The organism is Amycolatopsis stemonae (assembly GCF_054781455.1).
Map to the genome: position 1 here is coordinate 126373 of NZ_BAAGUJ010000003.1, position 18397 is coordinate 144769.

At 71.7% G+C, this 18397-nt stretch carries 16 protein-coding genes; 4 read left to right on the forward strand and 12 right to left on the reverse strand.

Annotation, left to right across the window (positions count from 1 at the left end):
- Window positions 1-46: 46 nt before the first annotated feature.
- Window positions 47-1318 carry a GGDEF domain-containing protein gene (locus ACYVLJ_RS12415; RefSeq protein ID WP_460438746.1) on the reverse strand — a complete coding sequence of 424 codons (1272 nt, stop codon included), beginning with the start codon at window positions 1316-1318 and terminating at the stop codon, window positions 47-49.
- 338 nt (window positions 1319-1656) lie between these two features.
- Here ACYVLJ_RS12415 and ACYVLJ_RS12420 point away from each other — a divergent pair, with 338 nt between their 5' ends.
- Window positions 1657-2607 (forward strand): chitinase, encoded by a 951-nt coding sequence (locus tag ACYVLJ_RS12420; RefSeq protein WP_460439125.1) that lies wholly within the window; start codon window positions 1657-1659, stop codon window positions 2605-2607.
- Window positions 2608-2758: 151 nt separating this feature from the next.
- On the forward strand, window positions 2759-4126 hold the full coding sequence (locus tag ACYVLJ_RS12425) for a purine-cytosine permease family protein (RefSeq protein ID WP_460438747.1): 1368 nt from the start codon (window positions 2759-2761) through the stop codon (window positions 4124-4126).
- Here the strand turns inward: ACYVLJ_RS12425 and ACYVLJ_RS12430 are convergent.
- The 11 genes from ACYVLJ_RS12430 to ACYVLJ_RS12480 all read right to left on the reverse strand — a co-directional run bounded on the left by ACYVLJ_RS12430 (window position 4084) and on the right by ACYVLJ_RS12480 (window position 16769).
- Entirely contained in the window at window positions 4084-4566 is a 483-nt protein-coding gene (locus ACYVLJ_RS12430) for a hypothetical protein (protein WP_460438748.1), read from the reverse strand. The two genes, ACYVLJ_RS12425 and ACYVLJ_RS12430, sit on opposite strands and share 43 nt — an antisense overlap.
- A 120-nt stretch (window positions 4567-4686) precedes the next feature.
- Window positions 4687-6468 (reverse strand): murein biosynthesis integral membrane protein MurJ, encoded by a 1782-nt coding sequence (gene murJ, locus ACYVLJ_RS12435; RefSeq protein WP_451975734.1) that lies wholly within the window; start codon window positions 6466-6468, stop codon window positions 4687-4689.
- An 86-nt stretch (window positions 6469-6554) separates the two neighbouring features.
- The gene (locus ACYVLJ_RS12440) at window positions 6555-6812 is read right to left on the reverse strand and encodes a hypothetical protein (RefSeq protein ID WP_460438749.1); all 258 of its coding nucleotides are present in this window, start codon (window positions 6810-6812) and stop codon (window positions 6555-6557) included.
- 183 nt (window positions 6813-6995) lie between these two features.
- On the reverse strand, window positions 6996-7592 hold the full coding sequence (locus ACYVLJ_RS12445) for a TetR/AcrR family transcriptional regulator (protein ID WP_451975728.1): 597 nt from the start codon (window positions 7590-7592) through the stop codon (window positions 6996-6998).
- On the reverse strand, window positions 7589-8422 hold the full coding sequence (locus ACYVLJ_RS12450) for an SDR family oxidoreductase (protein WP_460438750.1): 834 nt from the start codon (window positions 8420-8422) through the stop codon (window positions 7589-7591). Before ACYVLJ_RS12450 ends, ACYVLJ_RS12445 begins: the two co-directional genes overlap by 4 nt.
- A gap of 10 nt (window positions 8423-8432) precedes the next feature.
- Window positions 8433-9599 carry an acyl-CoA dehydrogenase family protein gene (locus ACYVLJ_RS12455; protein ID WP_460438751.1) on the reverse strand — a complete coding sequence of 389 codons (1167 nt, stop codon included), beginning with the start codon at window positions 9597-9599 and terminating at the stop codon, window positions 8433-8435.
- Window positions 9596-11545, reverse strand: a complete 1950-nt coding sequence (locus tag ACYVLJ_RS12460; RefSeq protein ID WP_460438752.1) for an acetyl/propionyl/methylcrotonyl-CoA carboxylase subunit alpha — start codon at window positions 11543-11545, stop codon at window positions 9596-9598. Before ACYVLJ_RS12460 ends, ACYVLJ_RS12455 begins: the two co-directional genes overlap by 4 nt.
- 7 nt (window positions 11546-11552) lie before the next feature.
- On the reverse strand, window positions 11553-13151 hold the full coding sequence (locus tag ACYVLJ_RS12465) for an acyl-CoA carboxylase subunit beta (protein ID WP_460438753.1): 1599 nt from the start codon (window positions 13149-13151) through the stop codon (window positions 11553-11555).
- Window positions 13148-14296: an acyl-CoA dehydrogenase family protein gene (locus ACYVLJ_RS12470; protein ID WP_451975714.1), complete on the reverse strand. Its 1149-nt coding sequence runs from the start codon at window positions 14294-14296 to the stop codon at window positions 13148-13150. Before ACYVLJ_RS12470 ends, ACYVLJ_RS12465 begins: the two co-directional genes overlap by 4 nt.
- On the reverse strand, window positions 14293-15981 hold the full coding sequence (locus tag ACYVLJ_RS12475; RefSeq protein WP_460438754.1) for an acyclic terpene utilization AtuA family protein: 1689 nt from the start codon (window positions 15979-15981) through the stop codon (window positions 14293-14295). The genes ACYVLJ_RS12470 and ACYVLJ_RS12475 overlap by 4 nt, the downstream gene beginning before the upstream one ends.
- The gene (locus ACYVLJ_RS12480; RefSeq protein ID WP_460438755.1) at window positions 15978-16769 is read right to left on the reverse strand and encodes a TIGR03084 family protein; all 792 of its coding nucleotides are present in this window, start codon (window positions 16767-16769) and stop codon (window positions 15978-15980) included. Before ACYVLJ_RS12480 ends, ACYVLJ_RS12475 begins: the two co-directional genes overlap by 4 nt.
- Window positions 16770-16910: 141 nt before the next feature.
- Here ACYVLJ_RS12480 and ACYVLJ_RS12485 point away from each other — a divergent pair, with 141 nt between their 5' ends.
- Window positions 16911-17741, forward strand: a complete 831-nt coding sequence (locus ACYVLJ_RS12485; protein ID WP_451975706.1) for an enoyl-CoA hydratase-related protein — start codon at window positions 16911-16913, stop codon at window positions 17739-17741.
- Window positions 17738-18337, forward strand: a complete 600-nt coding sequence (locus tag ACYVLJ_RS12490; RefSeq protein WP_460438756.1) for an acetoacetate decarboxylase family protein — start codon at window positions 17738-17740, stop codon at window positions 18335-18337. The genes ACYVLJ_RS12485 and ACYVLJ_RS12490 overlap by 4 nt, the downstream gene beginning before the upstream one ends.
- The last annotated feature ends 60 nt before the right edge of the window (window positions 18338-18397 follow it).

The following is an 18397-nucleotide window of genomic DNA, read 5'->3' on the forward strand; positions in this document are numbered from 1 at the left end:
GACGCCCGGCGGTATTCCCGGTTGCACGCCGTGCCTAACGGAAGGATCACGGCCTCGGCTCGGCGCAGATCGTCCGGTTGCGGCCCGCCGCCTTCGCGCGCAGCAGGGCCGCTTCCGCCGCCAGCAGGGCGTCCGCGAGGAGGCCGTCCGGGCAGCCCGCCACGCCGATCGACACCGTGACGCCGACGAAGTGCGGCCCGTCGCCCGACGCCTTGAGCGCCACCAGCGTCGCCGCGACCCGCAGCCGGATGCGCTCCGCGATCGCCATCGCGTCGAAGGGGCCCGTGCCGGCCAGCAGCACCGCGAACTCCTCGCCGCCGGAGCGGCCCACGAGGTCGGCGGCCCGGACCTCGTCGCGCAGGGTGTCGGCGACCGCGCGCAGGACGGCGTCGCCGATGCGGGCGCCGTAGCGGTCGTTGAGCTGGCGGAAGTGGTCGAGATCGAGCAGCAGCACGGCCTGGCCGGGGCCGTGGCGGCCGAGCCGGGTCAGCTCGGCTTCGGCGGCTCCCCGCCACGACGCGGCGGTCAGCACCCCGGTGCCGGGGTCGAGGGTCACGTGGTCGCGGCGGCCGTGGCCCTGCCCGCCGCGGTGCAGCACGACAGTGGCGCCGGCCAGCAGCGGGACGAGCAGCGGCGCGGCTCCGACGGCCCAGGCGAGCGGCAGGGCGGACGTCGTCATCGCGGCGTCGAAGGCGTGGCCCGGCAGGGCTTCGCGGAGGCGGCGGGGACCGTCGGCGGCGGTCACGAGCGCGGCGTTCACGGCCAGGAAGACCACGCCGGCGACGGCCAGCAGGACGACGGTGCGGGCGTCGAGGACCTCGCCGAGCGGCCGGACACCGGTCGCGGTGAGGAACGCCCCGGCGGCGAGCCCGGCCAGCGCCGTGGCCGCGGCGCCGAACACCTGCCGGTACACGGGTCTTCTGCGGACCCGGAACCACTGGTGCAGCGCGGAGAGCACGACCAGTGCGACGGCGAGGCCCGGCCGGAGCACGAGCACCCCGGCGAAGATCCACGGCGTGTCGACGCCGGGGCCGAGGAGCGTGTCCTCGCGGTGCCGCTCCACGCCGCGGGTGAGCTCGGCCGACACCAGCATCCCGCCGAGCAGCAGCGCGAACGGCGTCAGCATCGCGGCGAACGGCGGGTACCGGACGGCGGCCAGCGCGGTGGCGGCCACGGCGAGGACGTCGACCGCGACGAGGTAGCAGACCTGGGCCCGGCGCGGCAACCGCCACAGGGCCCACCGCTGCAGGACGACGGCGGGCAGGAACCGGCCCGGGCGGCGTCCCCCGCCGGCGGCGACCGTGGAATCCCCCACCATTTCGGCAAAGTAGCCGGAATGCGGGGCGGTGTCACTCCGCCTTCAGGGGAATCTCACACCGCCGACGCACCGGAGCCGTGCGCGCACGGTAAGTCATTTTTCCGACCGAAGAAGGGTTGACACACCACATTGGTCTAGTCCACTGTGTGGTGGCACACAGCGCTCCTCCCGGGATGATCCCGCCGCCTCAAACCGGAGGTGCTCCAACCTGCTCCTTGGAGGACCCCATGCTGCACCGCTTGCCGCCGATCCGACCGCAGTCACGGCCGAACGACCTCGGCGGGAAGGTCGCCCGCCGCTCGCGGGGTGGCCTGCTTCCGGCCGGATCGGCGACCCCCGTGCGCCGGCTGGTCACCCTCGCCCTCGCGGCCGGAGCCGCGATGGCGACGGCGGTCGGCTTCGCCCCGCAGGCCATGGCCGCGGTCGACCCCGTGCTCGCTTCCCCGTACCTGTACCAGTGGGCCGGGCAGACCAGTCCGACCGCGGCGATGTCCGCGACCGGCGTGAAAGCGTTTACCCTCGCGTTCGTCCTGTCCGACGGCACCTGCAACCCGAAGTGGGACGGCAGCCGGTCGCTGACCGGCTCGGACAAGACGATGATCCAGAACATCCGGAACGCGGGCGGGGACGTCATCCCGTCGTTCGGCGGCTGGTCCGGCACGAAGCTGGGCTCGAAGTGCACCTCGGCCTCGGCGCTGGCGGGCGCGTACCAGAAGGTGATCGACGCCTACGGCCTCAAGGCGATCGACCTCGACATCGAGAACACCGACGAGTTCCAGAACAACACCGTGCAGGACCGCATCCTCAACGCGGTCAAGCTGACCAAGCAGAAGAACCCGAACCTGAAGGTCGTCATCACCATCGGCACCACGACGACCGGCCCCGACTCGTGGGGCAAGCGGCTGATCAACCAGGCCAAGGCGATCGGCGCGCCGGTCGACGTCTGGTCGGTCATGCCGTTCGACTTCTCCAGCGGCGGCGACATGGCCGCCATGACGAAGTCCGCGGTCGACGGGCTGAAGAACCAGCTCAAGACCACGTTCGGCTGGAGCGACGACACCGCCTACCGGCACAGCGGCCTCTCCTCGATGAACGGCAAGACCGACAACGCGGGCGAGACCGTCACGGTCGCGAACTTCACCTCCATCCGCGGCTACGCGACGAGCCACCACCTGGCCCGCTTCACGTTCTGGGCCACCAACCGCGACTGCAGCGGCGGCGGCGAGTGCAGCGGGATCTCGCAGGACAAGTACGCGTTCACCAAGATCGTCGCCGGGTACACCGGCTGACACCAGACCCGTAGTGGGGCTGTCGGAGGCCCTCTCACCGGCATCGGGGCCGGTGAGGGGGCCTTCGCGGGTACCGGCGACCGGAACCCGTGCCGGTGAGCGGGAACCCGGACGTCACACCGGCGCAATCTCCGTCGCCTACTGTCTTCCCATGGCGAACCCCACCTACGGCGGCAAGGTGGTCGCGGTCGAGCCGGGCGGGGTCGAACCCGTCGCCGACGCCGACCGGCACGGCACCCCGCGGCAGCTGGCCTGGACCTGGGCCTCCCCCAACCTCGAGTTCGCCACGGTCTTCGTCGGCGTCCTCGCCGTCACCGCCTTCGGGCTCTCGTTCTGGCAAGCCGCGCTCGCCGCCGTCATCGGGAACGGGCTCGGCGCGCTCGCGCACGGCGTCCTCTCCGCCCGCGGCCCGCGCTACGGCGTGCCGCAGATGGTGCTCGGGCGGGCCGCCTTCGGCTACCGGGGGAACCTGCTGCCCGCCGCGCTGATGTCGGTGATGGCCGGGGTCGGCTGGTTCGCCGTCAACAGCGTCAGCGGCGCCTTCGCGCTCGCCAGCCTCACCGGGCTGCCGACCGTCGCCTGCCTCGTGCTCGTCGTCGCGCTGCAGATCGTCATCGCCTTCTTCGGGCACAACCTCGTGCAGGCCTACGAAAAGTACGTCTTCGCCGTCCTGGCCGTCGTGTTCGGCGCCGCGAGCGTCGTCGTCTTCGCGAAGGCCGGGCCGACGGCCAACACCGGCAGCACCGGCGGGTTCCTGCTCGCCGTCGGCACCGCGTTCGGCTACACCGCGGGCTGGAACCCGTACGCCGCCGACTACACGCGCTACCTCCCGAAAACCGCGTCAAGACGCGCGATCGGCCTCTACGCGGGCAGTGGCCTGTTCCTTTCGACGACCGTCCTGATGCTCGCCGGCGCCGCCTCGACGACCCTCGGCGGCCCGGCCGACGACAACCCCGCGACGGCGTTCACCGGCCACCTGCCCGGGTACCTCGCCGCCGCGACGCTGCTGGCCATCGCGCTGGGCGCGGTCGCCGCGAACGTCCTCAACGTCTACTCCGGCGCGCTCGCCTTCCTCGCGCTCGGCGTCCGGCTGCCGCTGGCCTGGCGCCGCGCCGTCGTCGCGCTGGCGTTCGGCGCGGTCGGGTTCGTGCTCGCCTGGCTCGGGCTGGCCGACGCCGGCCACGCCTACGAGAACTTCCTGCTGGTCATCGCGTACTGGATCGGCCCGTGGCTGGGTGTCCTGCTGGCCGACCACCACCTGCGCCGCGGCACGGAGTTCGGCGAGCTGCTGGCCGACCGGCGGCACCGCAACGTCGCCGGGTTCACCGCGTTCGCCGTCGCGCTCGTGGCGTCGGTCGGGCTGTTCGCGAACCAGGCGCTCTACACCGCGCCGTTCCCGAAGGCCGTGCCCGCCACCGGCGACCTGACGTTCGCCGCCGGGTTCGTCCTCGCGGCCGGGATCTACCTGCTGCTGCGTCAGCGCACCGGTGTGCCGTCGCGACGGCAGCCGGAGGGGTAGCAGCGGTACGGGGACGTCGGGAGCGTGATCGTGATCGTCGGGGACGGCGGCAGGTTCACCGTCACCGTCGGCGTGGGCGTCGCCGTCGGGGTCTCACGCGCGTGCATGACCACCGGGGACGGCGTCGTCGTCCGGGTCGGCGCGGCGATCGCGGTGGACGTCGGCACGCCGGTCGCCGGCTGCAGCTGCGGGAACTGCGTCGTGCCCGGGACGGGGTCCTGCCGGGTCGCCAAGGCGAGTACGAGCCCGCCGAGCACCACGAGAACCGCCGAGGCCAACGCGATCCGGCCCGCGGCACCGCCGCGCGCCTCGGCTTCCGGACCTCGCCGGGCCGCCGCCTCGGCCGACCGCGAGCCGGGCCGCCGCGGCCGCAGGCCGGCCTGCCGCAGCAGTTCGTCGACCGCGACCCGGTCCCGGCGCCTGCGCGCGCTGCGCGTCATGAACCACCCCTTCGCTGACCGGGTGGATATTAGGAAGCGGCGCCGGAATTGTAAACGCGCTGATCGCAGCGGTCTCGTTACCGTTTCGAGACAACCGGATCGGCCTCCCGGCCGTAGTCGTCAACGAGCGGCGAACCGCCGCAGGAGACCGCCCACGCGGCGGGTCACCGGGGTGAACTCCGGGAGCTTCGCCAGGGCCAGCACCCCGAACGGGACGGCCATCCCGAGCAAGGTCTGGACCGGCAGTTTCACCCAGGCGGCGGGGATCGCACCGAGCGAGCCGGGCACGGCGTAGCCGGCGAGCACCGCGGCCCCGACGCCGAGCGCGCTCGCGGAGAGCGTGATCAGCCCGACCCGCAGGGACCGCTTGCTCCGCAGGTGCCCCAGCCGGACCCACAGCCAGACCTGCCCGAGCACGGCGCCGACGACGAACCCGGCGCCGTTCACGAGCATCACGCCGTAGACGATGTGCTCGCCGTCGAGCAGGCCGCGGCACAGGAACAGCAGCGGGATCTTCACGGCGGTCATCACGAGCATGATCAGGGTGGGCGTGCGCGCGTCCTTCATCGCGTAGAACACGCGCAGCTGCAACATGACGAGCGCGAAGGGCAGCAGGCCGACGGCGGAGACCGCGAGGGTCTGGCCGAGCCGCTCGGCGTCGTCGAGGGTGCCGCGGCCCCAGGTGAAGATCGCGATGCCGACCGGCGTGCCGACGACGGCCAGCACCGCCGAAATCGGCACGAAGAGCACCGTCGAGATGCGGGAGGCCAGGGAGAGGTCGCCGACGAGCGCGACGGTGTCGCCGTCCGCGGCCGCGCGGCTCATCCGCGGCATGAGCGCCGTCAGCAGGGAGACGCCGAGGATGCCGTACGGCAGCTGGAAAAGCAGCGACGCGTAGCTGTAGGCGGTCACGCCACCGCTGGTCCCGCCGGTCAGCACCCGGGTCGTCACGACGAACCCGACGTGGCTCACCACGACGTAGCCGAGGATCCACGCGGCGAGCCCGCCGAACTCCTTGATGCGCGGGTCGAAGCCCCAGCGCCAGCGGAAGCGGAACCCGGTGCGCAGCAACGCCGGGATCAGCACGACCGCCTGCACGACGATGCCGAGCGTGGTGCCGAGGCCGAGCACGAGCAGCTTCGGGTCGCTCATCCGGACCGGGTCGAGCGTCAGCTCCCCCGGCATCAGCGCGAACACGACGAGCGTGGCGGTGACGACGACGTTGTTCAGCACCGGCGCCCAGGCCGGCGGGCCGAAGACGTTCTGGGCGTTGAGGATCGCCGAGAGCAGCGCGAAGAGGCCGTAGAACAGGATCTGCGGCAGCAGCAGGTAGGCCAGCGCGGTGGTGAGGGCGGGGTTGGCGGTCGGAGAGGACTTGTCGACGTAGAGCGCGGTGAACAGCGGCGCGATCGCGACCGCGACGGCCGTCCCGACCGTGAGCAGCACGAGCCCCATGGTGATCAGGCGCTGCGTGTAGGCACGCCCGCCGTCCGGGTCGTCCTGGGAGCGGACGAGCAGCGGCACGACGACGCTGGCGAGCACGCCGCCGAAGAGCAGTTCGAAGACGATGTTGGGCAGCGTGTTCGCGACGGTGAAGGAGTCGTTGACGACCCTGGTCCCGACCACCGCGGCCAGCAGCAGCTTCGCGACGAACCCGGTGATCCGGCTGACGGTCGAGGCGACGGCCATCCGGCCGCTCGAACGGGCCAGCGACGAGCCGGCGCCTTCCCCGCGGCCGGCGGTGACGGGCGAGGCGGGCGGCCGGGCGACGATCTGGGTGGCGAACTCGTCGTAGGGCCGCCGGGAAAGGTCCAGGTCACGGGTCGGCCAGTGCGGGCCGCGCAGTTCCTTCGGGAGGAAGACCGTCGCCTCGTTGTCCACTGGTGGTGGGGGTTCCGCCATGGCTCAAGCCTGCCAGGTCGGGCGAGCCATGGGAATTCGAACACCTGTTCGACGTCACGACAGTGCGTGACATCGGATGCGGCCGGTCAGGCGGCGGCGGTGATCTCCAGCGCGGCACGGCCGGCCTCGGTCAGCTCGGCCGGGACGCGGCCGGTGGCGCCTTCGACCGCGGGCCGCAGGTAGCCGCCGTGGGCCAGCGCGTGGGCCGTGATCTGATCGCAACAGGCGAATCCGTCGATGAAGAGGTCGGGCTCGCAGCTGCACGACATCTGCGCGCGGCCTGCTGCCACCGCCTTCAGCATCGCCATCGCGCGGTGGGTGAGCTCGACTCCTGAACCGGACACCGGACTGCCTTCCTCTGAGATCCGCTACTAATAGTCATTCGCCCATTGGGCCGATTGTGTTACTTACAGCACTATGACGCTTTGACCACGGGTGAGGTTCCGCGGCACGCCGAAGACGCGCCGAACGGTGTGCGAGCTGCGCCGACAGGCGGCACGGGCGTCGCGAACGGCGGAGCGCGCCCCTCAGTTCAGCCGCAGCTCGAGGGTGCGGGCCCACTCCCGGACGATCTGGCGCCGCCGCCGCGTGTCGTCGGTCAGCAGGTTCGCCAGGCCCAGGCCGCGGCCCAGGTCGAGGGTGGCCTGGACCAGTTCGCGGACGCCCGGGCGGGACTCGTCGACGCCCAGCAGCTCCACCGCCACCCGGTGCGCTTCCCGGCCGACCCGGGCCTCCAGCGGCACCAGTACGGCGCGCAGGGCGTCGTCGGTCGCCGCGACCGACCAGAGCTGCAGGGCCGCGCGGAACAGCGGGCCCGTGTAGAGGTTCAGCACCATCTCGACGACGCGCTCGATGCGGGACGCGCCGCTCGGCAGGTCCGCGGCCTGCGCCCGCAGCTCGTCGATCTGGGACTGGCCGAGCAGGTCGACCGCCGCCACCACGAGGTCCTCCCGCGTCGGGAAGTGGTGCTGGGCCGCGCCGCGGGAGACGCCCGCGCGCTCGGCGATGCCGGCCACCGTGACGCCGTGCCAGCCGCGCTCGCCGAAGCTGTCGAGCGCGGCCTCGATCAGCCGCCGCCGCGTGGTGCGGCTGCGTTCCTGCTGGGGTTCGCGGACGCCGGTCAAGCCGGGTCGACCCAGAAGTCGAGCTGGAGGTCTTCCTCCGAGCCGCCGATCCGGTACTTCGCGAAGTCGGTGACCCCCTCGGCGCGCAGCACCTCGTCGTCGAGGAAGAAGTTCCCGGTGACCTCGCGGCTCGGCTTGGTGAGGATCGCGTACGCGGCGTCGGCCATGATCTCCGGCGTCCGGCTGCGGTCGGCCAGCTCGGCCCCGACGACGTTGCGGATCGCCGCCGTGTCGATCGTCGTGCGCGGCCAGAGCGAGTTGACCGCGACGCCGTCCTTCTTCAGCTCGGCCGCGAGCCCGACGGTCACCAGGCTCATCGAGTACTTCGCGATGCTGTACGCGAGGTGCCCGGCGGTGAACCACTTCTCGTCGAGGCTGATCGGCGGCGAGAGCGTCAGGATGTGCGCGTTCGCCGCCTTCTTCAGGTGCGGGATGGCCAGCTTGGACAGCAGGAACGTGCCGCGCGCGTTGATGTCCTGCATGAGGTCGTAGCGCTTCATGCTGACGTGCTCGGTCGGCGTCAGGTCGATCGCGCTGGCGTTGTTGACGACGATGTCGATGCCGCCGAACTGTTCGACCGTCTTGGCCACGGCCGCGGCGACCCCGTCGTCGTCGCGGACGTCGCCGAGGATGGGCAGCGCGTGCCCCCCGGCCTTCTCGATCGCCTCGGCCGCCGTGTAGATCGTGCCGGGCAGCTTCGGGTGCGGTTCGGCCGTCTTGGCCAGCAGGGCGACGTTCGCCCCGTCGGCGGCGGCCCGGAGTGCGATCGCCTCGCCGATGCCCCGGCTGCCGCCGGACATGATGATCGTCTTGCCGTCCAGTGTGGACATATCGACCCTCCTAGTAGGACTTGGGGAGGCCGAGGCTGTGCTGGCCGACGAAGTTGAGCACCATCTCGCGGCTGACCGGGGCGATCCGGCCGAGCCGCACCGCCGTGACCAGCGTGCCGAGGCCGTACTCGGTGGCGAGGCCGTTGCCGCCGTGGGTCTGCACGGCCTGGTCGGTCGCGCGGATGGCGACCTCGGCGGCGGCGTACTTGGCCATGTTGGCCGACTCCCCCGCGCCGAAGTCGTCGCCGGAGTCGTAGAGCGACGCGGCCTTCTGCGTCATCAGCTTCGCCAGTTCCAGCTCGACCTTGATCTCGGCCAGCGGGTGCGCGAGACCCTGGTGGGCGCCGATCGGCGTGCCCCAGACCTGGCGCTGGTTGGCGTAGGAGACGGCCTTGGCCAGCGCGTAGCGGGCGATGCCGAGGGAGAACGACGCGCCCATGATGCGTTCGGGGTTGAGGCCCGCGAACAGCTGCGCGATCGCCGCGTCCTCCTCGCCGACCAGCGCCTCGGCCGGGAGCTTGACGTCGTCGAGGAACAGCGAGAACTGGTTCTCCGGCGCGACGATGTCCATCGGGATCTTCGTGTACTCGAAGCCCTCGGTGTTCGTCGGCAGGATGAACAGCGCCGGCTTGAGCTTGCCGGTCTTCGAGTCCTCCATGCGGCCGACGATGAGCACGGCGTCGGCCTCGTCGACGCCGGAGATGTACACCTTGCGTCCACTGAGGACCCACCCGTCGCCGTCGCGCTTGGCGGTGGTGGTGATCTTGTGCGAGTTGGACCCGGCGTCCGGCTCGGTGATCGCGAAGACCATCCGCTTGGTGCCGTTGGCGATGCCGGGCAGCCACTGCTTCTTCTGCTCGTCGGTGCCGAAGCGGGAGATCACGGTGCCGCAGATGGCCGGCGAGACGACCATGAGCAGCAGCGGCGAGCCCGCGGCGGCCAGTTCTTCGAGCACCGCGGCGAGGTCGGCGATGCCCGCGCCCCCGCCGCCGTACTCCTCGGGGATGTTGACGCCGAGGTAGCCGAGGCGCCCGGCCTCGTCCCACAGCTCGTGCGTCTTCTCGTCCGCACGGGCCTTCTTCGCGTAGTACTCGTGCCCGTACTTGGCGCCGAGCTCGGCGACGGCCTTGCGAAGCGCGATCCGCTCCTCCGGCTCGATGAAGTTCATCGCGTTCATTCTGCTTCTCCCACCACCGCGAGGATCGTGCCCACTTCGACCTGCTGTCCCACTGTCACCGGCAGTTCCGCGACCACGCCGTCGGCGGGCGCGGCGATCCGGTGTTCCATCTTCATCGCTTCGAGCCACAGCAACGGGTCGCCCGCCTTCACGGGGTCCCCGGCCTGCACCGCGAGCCGGACGACCGTGCCCGGCATCGGCGCGACCAGCGACCCCGCGGCCAGGGCCGCGTCCGGGTCGGCGAACCGCGGCTCGGCCCTGAGTGCCACCGACCCGAGCGGTGAGTCCACGTAGGACACCCCGTCGTGGCGGGCGACGTCGAAGACGCGCCGCACCCCGGCGACGTCCAGCACGACCCGCCCCGGTTCGGCCTTGACCAGCTCGGCTTCGTAACCGTCGGCCTTCAGCCCGTCCCGGGTGAGGGAGTAGCTGACTTCGTACTCGCGGTCACCCGCCGTGAAGACCTTGCGCTGCCCGGCCGAGCGGACGTTGCGCCAGCCGCTGGGCAGCCTGCGCTGCGTGGTCGCCGAGGCCCGGTTTCCCGCCGCGTCGGCCAACGCGGCGGCGAGCGCGGACAGCCGCTCGGTGTCCACTGTGGCCAGCGGCGCGGCCAGGGTGCCGAGGCCGTGGCGGTCGAAGAACGCCGTGTCGGTCTCGCCCGCCAGGAAGGCTTCGTGACGGAGGATGTTCACCAGCAGGTCGCGGTTGGTGACGACGCCGTGGATCTTCGTGGCCGCGAGGGCCTTCGCGAGCCGGCGGGCGGCCTCGGCGCGGGTCGGCGCCCAGGTGATCACCTTGGCGAGCATCGGGTCGTAGTGGACACCCACCACCGAGCCGGTCTCGAACCCGGAGTCCAGCCGCAGCCCCGGCCCGTGGGTGAACGCACGGTCCACGCCGGGCACTTCGAACGTGTGCAGCGTGCCGCTCTGCGGCTGCCAGCCCGCGGCCGGGTCTTCGGCGTAGAGCCGGACCTCGATGGAGTGCCCCCCGGTCGGCGGCGGGCCGGCGGGCAGCCGCTCACCCTCGGCGACCCGCAGCTGCAGGGCGACCAGGTCGAGGCCGGTGACGTTCTCGGTGACCGGGTGCTCGACCTGCAGGCGGGTGTTCATCTCGAGGAAGTAGAACCGGCCGTCCGGCCCGGCGAGGAACTCGACCGTGCCCGCGCCGACGTAGTCGATCGCCTGGGCGGCCTTGCGCGCGGCGTCGAACAGTTCCTCGCGCATGGCGTCGTCGACGAACGGCGACGGCGCCTCCTCGACGACCTTCTGGTGCCGGCGCTGGATCGAGCACTCCCGCTCCCCCACCGCCCACACCGTGCCGTGCCGGTCGGCGAGCACCTGGACCTCGATGTGCCGCCCGGTTTCCAGGTACCGCTCGCAGAAAACCGTCGGATCGCCGAACGCGGACCCGGCCTCGGCGCTCGCGCCTTCCACCGCCTCGGCCAGCTCGTCGAGCGAGCGGACCACGCGCATCCCGCGTCCGCCACCACCGGCGGACGCCTTGACCAGCAACGGCAGGTCCTCCGCGGTGACCTTCCCGGGGTCCAGTTCGGACAGCACCGGGACACCCGCGGCGGCCATCAGCCGCTTGGACTCCACTTTGGAGCCCATGGTCTCGATGGCCTCCGGCGGCGGCCCGACCCAGGTGAGCCCGGCATCGAGGACGGCCCGCGCGAACGCGGCGTTCTCGGACAGGAAGCCGTAGCCGGGGTGGACGGCGTCGGCACCGGTGTCGGCCGCGGCCTTCACCAGCAGCTCCGCCCGCAGGTACGTCTCGCTCGGCGCGTTGCCGGGCAGCCGCACGGCGGCGTCGGCTTCGAGGGCGTGCGGCGCGGCGGCATCGGCGTCGGAGAACACCGCGACCGTGCCGATCCCGGCGTCGCGGCAGGTGCGGAAGACGCGGCGGGCGATCTCACCGCGGTTGGCGACCAGCAGGTTCTGGATCATCGCTCACTCACATCCGGAAGACGCCGAAGCCCTCGGCGCCCTTCACTGGTCCATTGTGGATCGCGGACAGGCTCAGCCCCAGCACCGTGCGGGTGTCGCGCGGGTCGATGATGCCGTCGTCGTAGAGCATGCCGGAGAGGAACATCGGCATCGACTCGGCCTCGATCTGGCCTTCCACCATGGCGCGCATGGCCTTGTCGTTGTCCTCGTTGTACTCCTGGCCGCGCGCCTCGGTGGCCGCGCGGGCCACGATGGACAGCACGCCGGCCAGCTGCGCCGGGCCCATCACCGCGGACTTCGCGCTCGGCCAGGCGAACAGGAAGCGGGGATCGTAGGCGCGGCCGCACATGCCGTAGTGCCCGGCGCCGTAGGACGCTCCCATGAGGACGGACAGGTGCGGCACCTTCGAGTTCGAGACGGCGTTGATCATCATCGCGCCGTGCTTGATGATGCCGCTCTGCTCGTACTCCTTGCCGACCATGTAGCCGGTGGTGTTGTGCAGGAACACCAGCGGGGTGTCGATCTGGTTGGCCAGCTGGATGAACTGCGCGGCCTTCTGCGACTCCTCGCCGAACAGCACGCCCTGGGCGTTGGCCAGGATGCCGACCGGGTAGCCGTGGATGCTCGCCCAGCCCGTGACGAGCGACGAGCCGTAGAGCGGCTTGAATTCGTCGAAGTCGGAGCCGTCGACGACGCGGGCGATCACCTCGCGCGGGTCGAACGGCACCTTGAGGTCGGGCGGCACGATGCCGAGCAGGTCCTCGGCGTCGTACAGCGGCTCTTCGTAGTCCGGCTTCGGCGTCGGCCCCTGCTTGGTCCAGTTGAGCCGCTTGATGATGTTGCGGCCCAGGCGGATCGCGTCCTGTTCGTCGACGGCCAGGTAGTCGGCCAGGCCGGACGTCCGCGCGTGCATCTCGGCGCCACCGAGCGACTCGTCGTCGGACTCCTCGCCGGTGGCCATCTTGACCAGCGGCGGCCCGCCGAGGAACACCTTCGCGCGTTCCTTGACCATCACGACGTAGTCCGACATGCCCGGCAGGTAGGCCCCACCGGCGGTGGAGTTGCCGAAGACCAGTGCGACCGTCGGGCAGCCCGCGGCCGAGGCGCGCGTGATGTCGCGGAAGATCCGGCCGCCGGGGATGAAGATCTCCTTCTGCGTGGGCAGGTCCGCGCCGCCGGACTCGACGAGGTTGATCGACGGCAGCCGGTTCTGCGCGGCGATGTCCGCGGCCCGGAAGGACTTCTTCGTCGTCCACGGGTTGCTGGCGCCGCCCTTGACCGTCGGGTCGCTGGCCGAGACCAGGCACTCGACGCCTTCGACGACCCCGATGCCGGTGACCAGGCTCGCGCCGACGCGGTAGTCGGTGCCCCACGCGGCCAGCGGCGACAGCTCGAGGAACGGCGAGTCCTGGTCGAGCAGCAGCTCGATCCGCTCGCGGGCGAGGAGCTTGCCGCGCTTGCGGTGCCGCTCGACGTACTTCTCGCCGCCGCCCGCGACCGCCTTGGCCTGCTCGGCGTCGATCTCGGCGAGCTTCTCCAGCATCGCTTCGCGGTTGGCGCCGAACTCGGCGGCCCGCGTGTCCACTGTGGACCTCAGGGTTGTCACGAGGTGTATCCCAATCGCTTCGCGGCCAGGCCGGTGAGGATCTCGTTCGTGCCGCCGCCGATGCCGAGGATCCGGACGTCGCGGTAGTGCCGCTCCACCTCGGCCTCGCGCATGTAGCCGAGCCCGCCGTGCAGCTGGACGGCCTCGTTCACCACCCATTCGGCGGCTTCAACGGCGGTGTTCTTGGCGAAACAGGCTTCGGCGATGACTTCTTCGCCCGAGACGTGCCGGATCGCGGCCTGCCGGGTGTAGGTCCGGGCCACGTCCACGCGACGCGCCATCTCGGTGAGCTTGTGCTGCACGACCTGCCGCGAGATGAGCGGGCGGCCGAACGTCTCGCGCAGCCGGCACCAGTCCAGCGTCAGGTCGAGCGCGCGCTGGGCGTGCGCATACGCCTGCACGGCCAGCGAAAGCCGTTCCGTGACGAACTGGGTGGCCACCTGCGCGAACCCGCTGTTCTCGGTGCCGACGAGGTTCTCGACCGGCACGCGGACGTCCACGTAGGACAGTTCGGCGGTGTCGGAGCAGAGCCAGCCCATCTTCTCGAGCTTGCGCGACACGGTGAACCCGGGCGTCCCGCGCTCGACGACGATCAGCGAGATGCCGTGCGCGCCGTCGCCGCCCGTGCGCACCACGGTCGTGACGAAGTCGGCGCGGCAGCCGGAAGTGATGTAGGTCTTGGCGCCGTTGATGACGTACTCGTCGCCCTCGCGGACGGCGGTGGTGCGGATCCCGGCGACGTCCGAGCCGCCGTCCGGCTCGGTGACCGCAAGGGAGCCGATCTTGGTCCCGGCGAGCGTCGGGCGGACCCAGCGTTCGACCTGCACCGGGTCGCCGGCCTCGGCGATGTGCGGGACGGCGATGCCGCAGGTGAACAGCGAGGCGAACAGCCCGCCGGACCCGCCCGCGTAGTGCATCTCCTCGGCGATGACCAGGGCGTCCAGGTAGTTGCCGTCGCCGCCGCCGACCTCTTCGGGGAAGCCGACGCCGAGCAGGCCGAGGTCCCCGGCCGTGCGATGCAGCTCGCGCGGCAGCTCGCCGGCGCGCTCCCAGTCGTCGAGGTGCGGCAGGACCTCCTGCTCGACGAACTTCCGCACGGTCTTGCGCAGTTCGGCCCGTTCGGGCGTCCGGAAGGGGTCGGTCACAGGAGCACCTCGGGGATGTCGATCTCACGGGACCGCAGCCACTCGCCGAGGGCCTTGGCCTGCGGGTCGAACCGCGCCTGCGACGCGACGCCCTCGCCGAGGATGCCCTCGACGACGAAGTTCATCGCCCGCAGGTTCGGCAGCAGGTAGCGCGTCACCGGCAGGTCGGCGGTCTCGGGCAGCAGCAGCTTGAACTCGGCGACGGTCAGCCGGTGCACCAGCCACCGCCAGGCCGCTTCGGACCGCACCCAGACGCCGAGGTTGGCGTTGCCGCCCTTGTCCCCGCTGCGCGCCCCGGCGATCGTGCCCAAGGGCGCGCGGCGGACCGGGCCGTGGTCGAGCGGCTCGGGCAGGGCGGGCTCGTCCACATCGGACAGGTCCCGAGTGGACACCGGTGGCGCTATGTCGACACGCATGCCGTCCGGCAGGACCGCGACGTGCGGAACCTCCTCCGCGGCCACAAAAGCCGCGGTGTAGACGCCGAACGGCGACGCGTCCGACGGCGGCGCGGTGACGTGGAAGCCGGGGTAGCTGGCCAGCGCCAGTTCGACCGCGGCGCCGGTGAAGGCGCGGCCCGCCACCTTGGGGTCGGCGTCCTTGACGGCGACGTGCAGCAGCGCGCTCGCGGTCTGCTCGGTGTCGGCGTCGGCGTGGTCGGTGCGCGCCAGTGTCCACTTGACCTCGGCGGGCGGCCGGTCCTTCAAGGACAGTTCGAGCTGGTCCCTGACCAGAGCGGCTTTCGCCTCGATGTCGAGTCCGGTGAGGACGAACATCGTTTCGTTGCGGAACCCGCCCAGGGTGTTCAGCGCGACCTTCAGCGTCGGCGGCGGCGCCTCCCCGCGGACGCCGGAGATGCGGACGCGGTCGGGCCCGTCCTCGGTCAGCGAGAGCGTGTCGAACCGGGTGGTGACGTCGGGTCCGGCGTACCGGGCGCCGGTGATCTCGTACAGGAGCTGGGCGGTGACCGTGCCCGTGTTCACGACACCGCCGGTGCCCGGGTGCTTGGTGATGACACTGGAGCCGTCGGCCTCGATCTCGGCGATCGGGAAGCCGGGCACGCCCAGGGAGTGCTCGGTGAAGAAGGCGTAGTTGCCGCCGGTGGCCTGGGCGCCGCATTCGATGACGTGCCCGGCCGCGACCGCGCCGGCCAGGGCGTCGTAGTCGTCGCGGGCCCAGCCGTAGTGCGCGGCGGCCGGGCCGACGATCACCGAGGCGTCCGTGACGCGCCCGGTCACGACGACGTCGGCCCCCGCGTTGAGGCACTCGGCGATCCCCCACGCACCGAGGTAGGCGTTGGCGGTCAACGGTTTCCCGAGGCTCAGCTCGTCCGCGCGCGCCACGAGGTCGTCGCCTTCGACGTGCGCGATCTTGACGTCGAGCCCGAGCTTCGCGGCCAGTTCGCGCAGGGCGTCCGCGAGCCCGGCCGGGTTGAGCCCGCCCGCGTTCGCGACGATCTTGACGCCCTTTTCCTTCGCCAGCCCGAGGTTTTCCTCCATCTGGCGCAGGAAGGTCCTGGCGTAGCCGCGGTTGGCGTCCTTCATCCGGTCGCGGCCGAGGATGAGCATCGTCAGCTCGGCCAGGTAATCGCCGGTCAGGACGTCGAGGGGGCCGCCGGTGAGCATCTCGCGTACGGCGGAGAACCGGTCGCCGTAGAAACCGGACGCGTTGCCGATGCGGTAGGTCATGCGAACTGCCCCGGCTTCCGGCCTTCCCCAGGAGGTCCGGCGAAGGCCTGCGCGATCGTCAACCACTCCTCGACGTCGGCGCCCTGCGCGACCAGGTCGGTGTCGTCCGGGTGCCGTCGCTGCGTGACCACGAGGCAGAAGTCGAGCGCGCTGCCGGTGAGCTTCTGTTCGGCGTCTTCCGGGCCGAACGCCCAGGTGGTGCCGTCCGGCGCGGCCAGCTCGACGCGGAACTCGTCGACCGGTGGCGCCAGCGAGTTGACCTTGTAGGCGAAGTCGCGGGTGCGGGTGCCGAAGCGGGCGATGTGCCAGATGCGGGCGGTGGGCTCGCGGCGCAGGCCGAGGGTGTCGAAGACGTCCTGCCCGTGGGCCCAGGTCTCCATCAACCGCGCGGTCGCCATCGAAGCCGCGCTCATCGGCGGGCCGTACCAGGGCAGCTTCTGCCCGTCCGGCACCGCGCCGAGGGCTTCGGCGAGGGCGGCTCGCCCGGCACGCCAGTCTTCGAGGATCTCGCGCGGTGGTCGCTGGGCCCCGGCCGCGGCGCCGTCGTCGACGTAGGTCTCCCCCGTCTTGAGCAGCTCCTCGACCTCGGCCTGCCAGTCCTCCGGGTGCGCGGCCGCGATCAGGGCCTTCCGGTCGGTCCAGGCCAGGTGCGCGATCTGGTGCGCGATCGTCCACCCCGCGGCCGGTGTCGCCCGCGCCCAGTCCGACGCGGGCAGGTTCGCCACCACGTCGTCGATCGTCCGTGTTTCCGCGTCGAGATCCCCGAGGATCACGCCGAGGTCCGCCATCCGCCGCCTCCTTGCGTCCTGGCGCCCAGCGTCGCACCGGCCGCCGGAAAAATCAAGCACGCCTGATTGTTTCGCCCCGGACGCTGCGGACCCACTATTGACATCTTGCCAGTAGTGGCGGACTGCCTTAGTTTCATCGCCATGGCCGAGACCACCTACGCCGTCGCGGACCGGATCGCCACGGTGACGCTGAACCGCCCCGAGGCGCGCAACGGCTACACGATCCGGATGGCCGACGAGCTCGGCGCGGCCATGGACCGCGCCGACCGCGACGAGGACGTCCGGGTGGTCGTGCTGACCGGCGCGGGCAAGGACTTCTGCGTCGGCGCAGACCTGTCGCAGGGTGGTTTCGACTTCGACCCGGCGACCGGCCCGGACGCGGCGTGGCAGGAGCCCGCCGGCCGCTGCTCGAAGCGGATCTTCACGATGAACAAGCCGGTGATCGCGGCCCTGCACGGCGCGGCGGTCGGCGCCGGCAGCACGATCACACTCCCCTGCGACTACCGGCTCGCCGCCGAGGACTCGCGGTTCGGCTTCGTGTTCACCCGCCGCGGCATCTACCCCGAGGGCGCGTCGGCGTGGTTCCTCCCCCGGCTCGTCGGGATGGGCACCGCGCTCGACTGGATGATCAGCGGGCGGGTGTTCCCTGCGGCCGAAGCCCTGGAAAAGGGCTTGGTGCACCAGGTTTTCCCGACCGGGACCGTGCTCGACGAGGCGTACAGGCTGGCCCGGGAGATCATCACGAACACCGCGCCGGTGTCGGTCGCGGTCACCCGCCAGCTGCTCTACCGGATGGCGAGCGCCGGCTCGCCGTTCCCGGTGCACGAACTGGATTCGAAGCTGATCGGCGGCCTGGGCGCGAACCCGGACGCCGTCGAAGGCGTCCTGTCGTTCCTGCAGAAGCGGCCGCCGTCGTTCGGCATGCGCGTCGACAAGGACCTGCCCGGTTACCTGCCCTGGTTGGAGAAATGAGCAGCTACCCACCGCAGCCCTGGAACCTGACCGCCGACGCCCGGGTGTCGGTCTGGCGCGTGCCCGTGCCGGACCTGCCCGCGGTTCCCGCCGAGCCGCTGGTGATCGCCGGGCACGCGTCGGTGTTCACGGCGTGGATCGACTACACCCCGCCGGGCGAGCTGTCCTACCACGAACTGCTGGCCGCGGTGCCGGTCAAGGCACGCCGGGTTTCCTGTTCCATCACGGAGATCTGGGTGGACAGCGAGGCGTCCCTGGCGGGCGGCCGCGAGCTGTGGGCGATCCCGAAGGACCTGGCCACGCTGACCTTCGCGGGCGGCCGCACGTTCCAGGCCACGGCGGCCACGGCCGACGACTGGATCGCGACGGCGGCCTTCACCCGCCGCGCCGCGGTGCCCCTGCGGCTGCCGACGACGTTCGAGGTGGTCCAGGAACGCGACGGCCTCCTGCGCACCCCGGTGGCCGCGAAGATCCGCCCTCGCCCGGCATCGGCGGACTGGAGCTTCAACCCGGACGGCCCGCTGGGCTACCTCGCCGGGCGACGTCCCGTCGCGAGCCTGGAGCTGCCTTCTTCGAGATTGCGCTTCGGCGCCTGACGCGCGCCCGCCGGGCACCCTCTTTCGAGTGTGCTCCGGCGCTCGACGCTCGCGCCCGGC

Excerpts from the sequence above, each read along its gene's own strand:
- ACYVLJ_RS12455 (WP_460438751.1), bottom strand. The coding sequence starts at position 9,599 with ATGAACGCGATGAACTTCATCGAGCCGGAGGAGCGGATCGCGCTTCGC.
- ACYVLJ_RS12430 (WP_460438748.1), bottom strand. The coding sequence starts at position 4,566 with ATGACGCGCAGCGCGCGCAGGCGCCGGGACCGGGTCGCGGTCGACGAA.
- ACYVLJ_RS12475 (WP_460438754.1), bottom strand. The coding sequence starts at position 15,981 with ATGACCTACCGCATCGGCAACGCGTCCGGTTTCTACGGCGACCGGTTC.
- murJ (WP_451975734.1), bottom strand. The coding sequence starts at position 6,468 with ATGGCGGAACCCCCACCACCAGTGGACAACGAGGCGACGGTCTTCCTC.
- ACYVLJ_RS12425 (WP_460438747.1), top strand. The coding sequence starts at position 2,759 with ATGGCGAACCCCACCTACGGCGGCAAGGTGGTCGCGGTCGAGCCGGGC.
- ACYVLJ_RS12415 (WP_460438746.1), bottom strand. The coding sequence starts at position 1,318 with ATGGTGGGGGATTCCACGGTCGCCGCCGGCGGGGGACGCCGCCCGGGC.
- ACYVLJ_RS12460 (WP_460438752.1), bottom strand. The coding sequence starts at position 11,545 with ATGATCCAGAACCTGCTGGTCGCCAACCGCGGTGAGATCGCCCGCCGC.
- ACYVLJ_RS12480 (WP_460438755.1), bottom strand. The coding sequence starts at position 16,769 with ATGGCGGACCTCGGCGTGATCCTCGGGGATCTCGACGCGGAAACACGG.
- ACYVLJ_RS12485 (WP_451975706.1), top strand. The coding sequence starts at position 16,911 with ATGGCCGAGACCACCTACGCCGTCGCGGACCGGATCGCCACGGTGACG.
- ACYVLJ_RS12450 (WP_460438750.1), bottom strand. The coding sequence starts at position 8,422 with ATGTCCACACTGGACGGCAAGACGATCATCATGTCCGGCGGCAGCCGG.
- ACYVLJ_RS12490 (WP_460438756.1), top strand. The coding sequence starts at position 17,738 with ATGAGCAGCTACCCACCGCAGCCCTGGAACCTGACCGCCGACGCCCGG.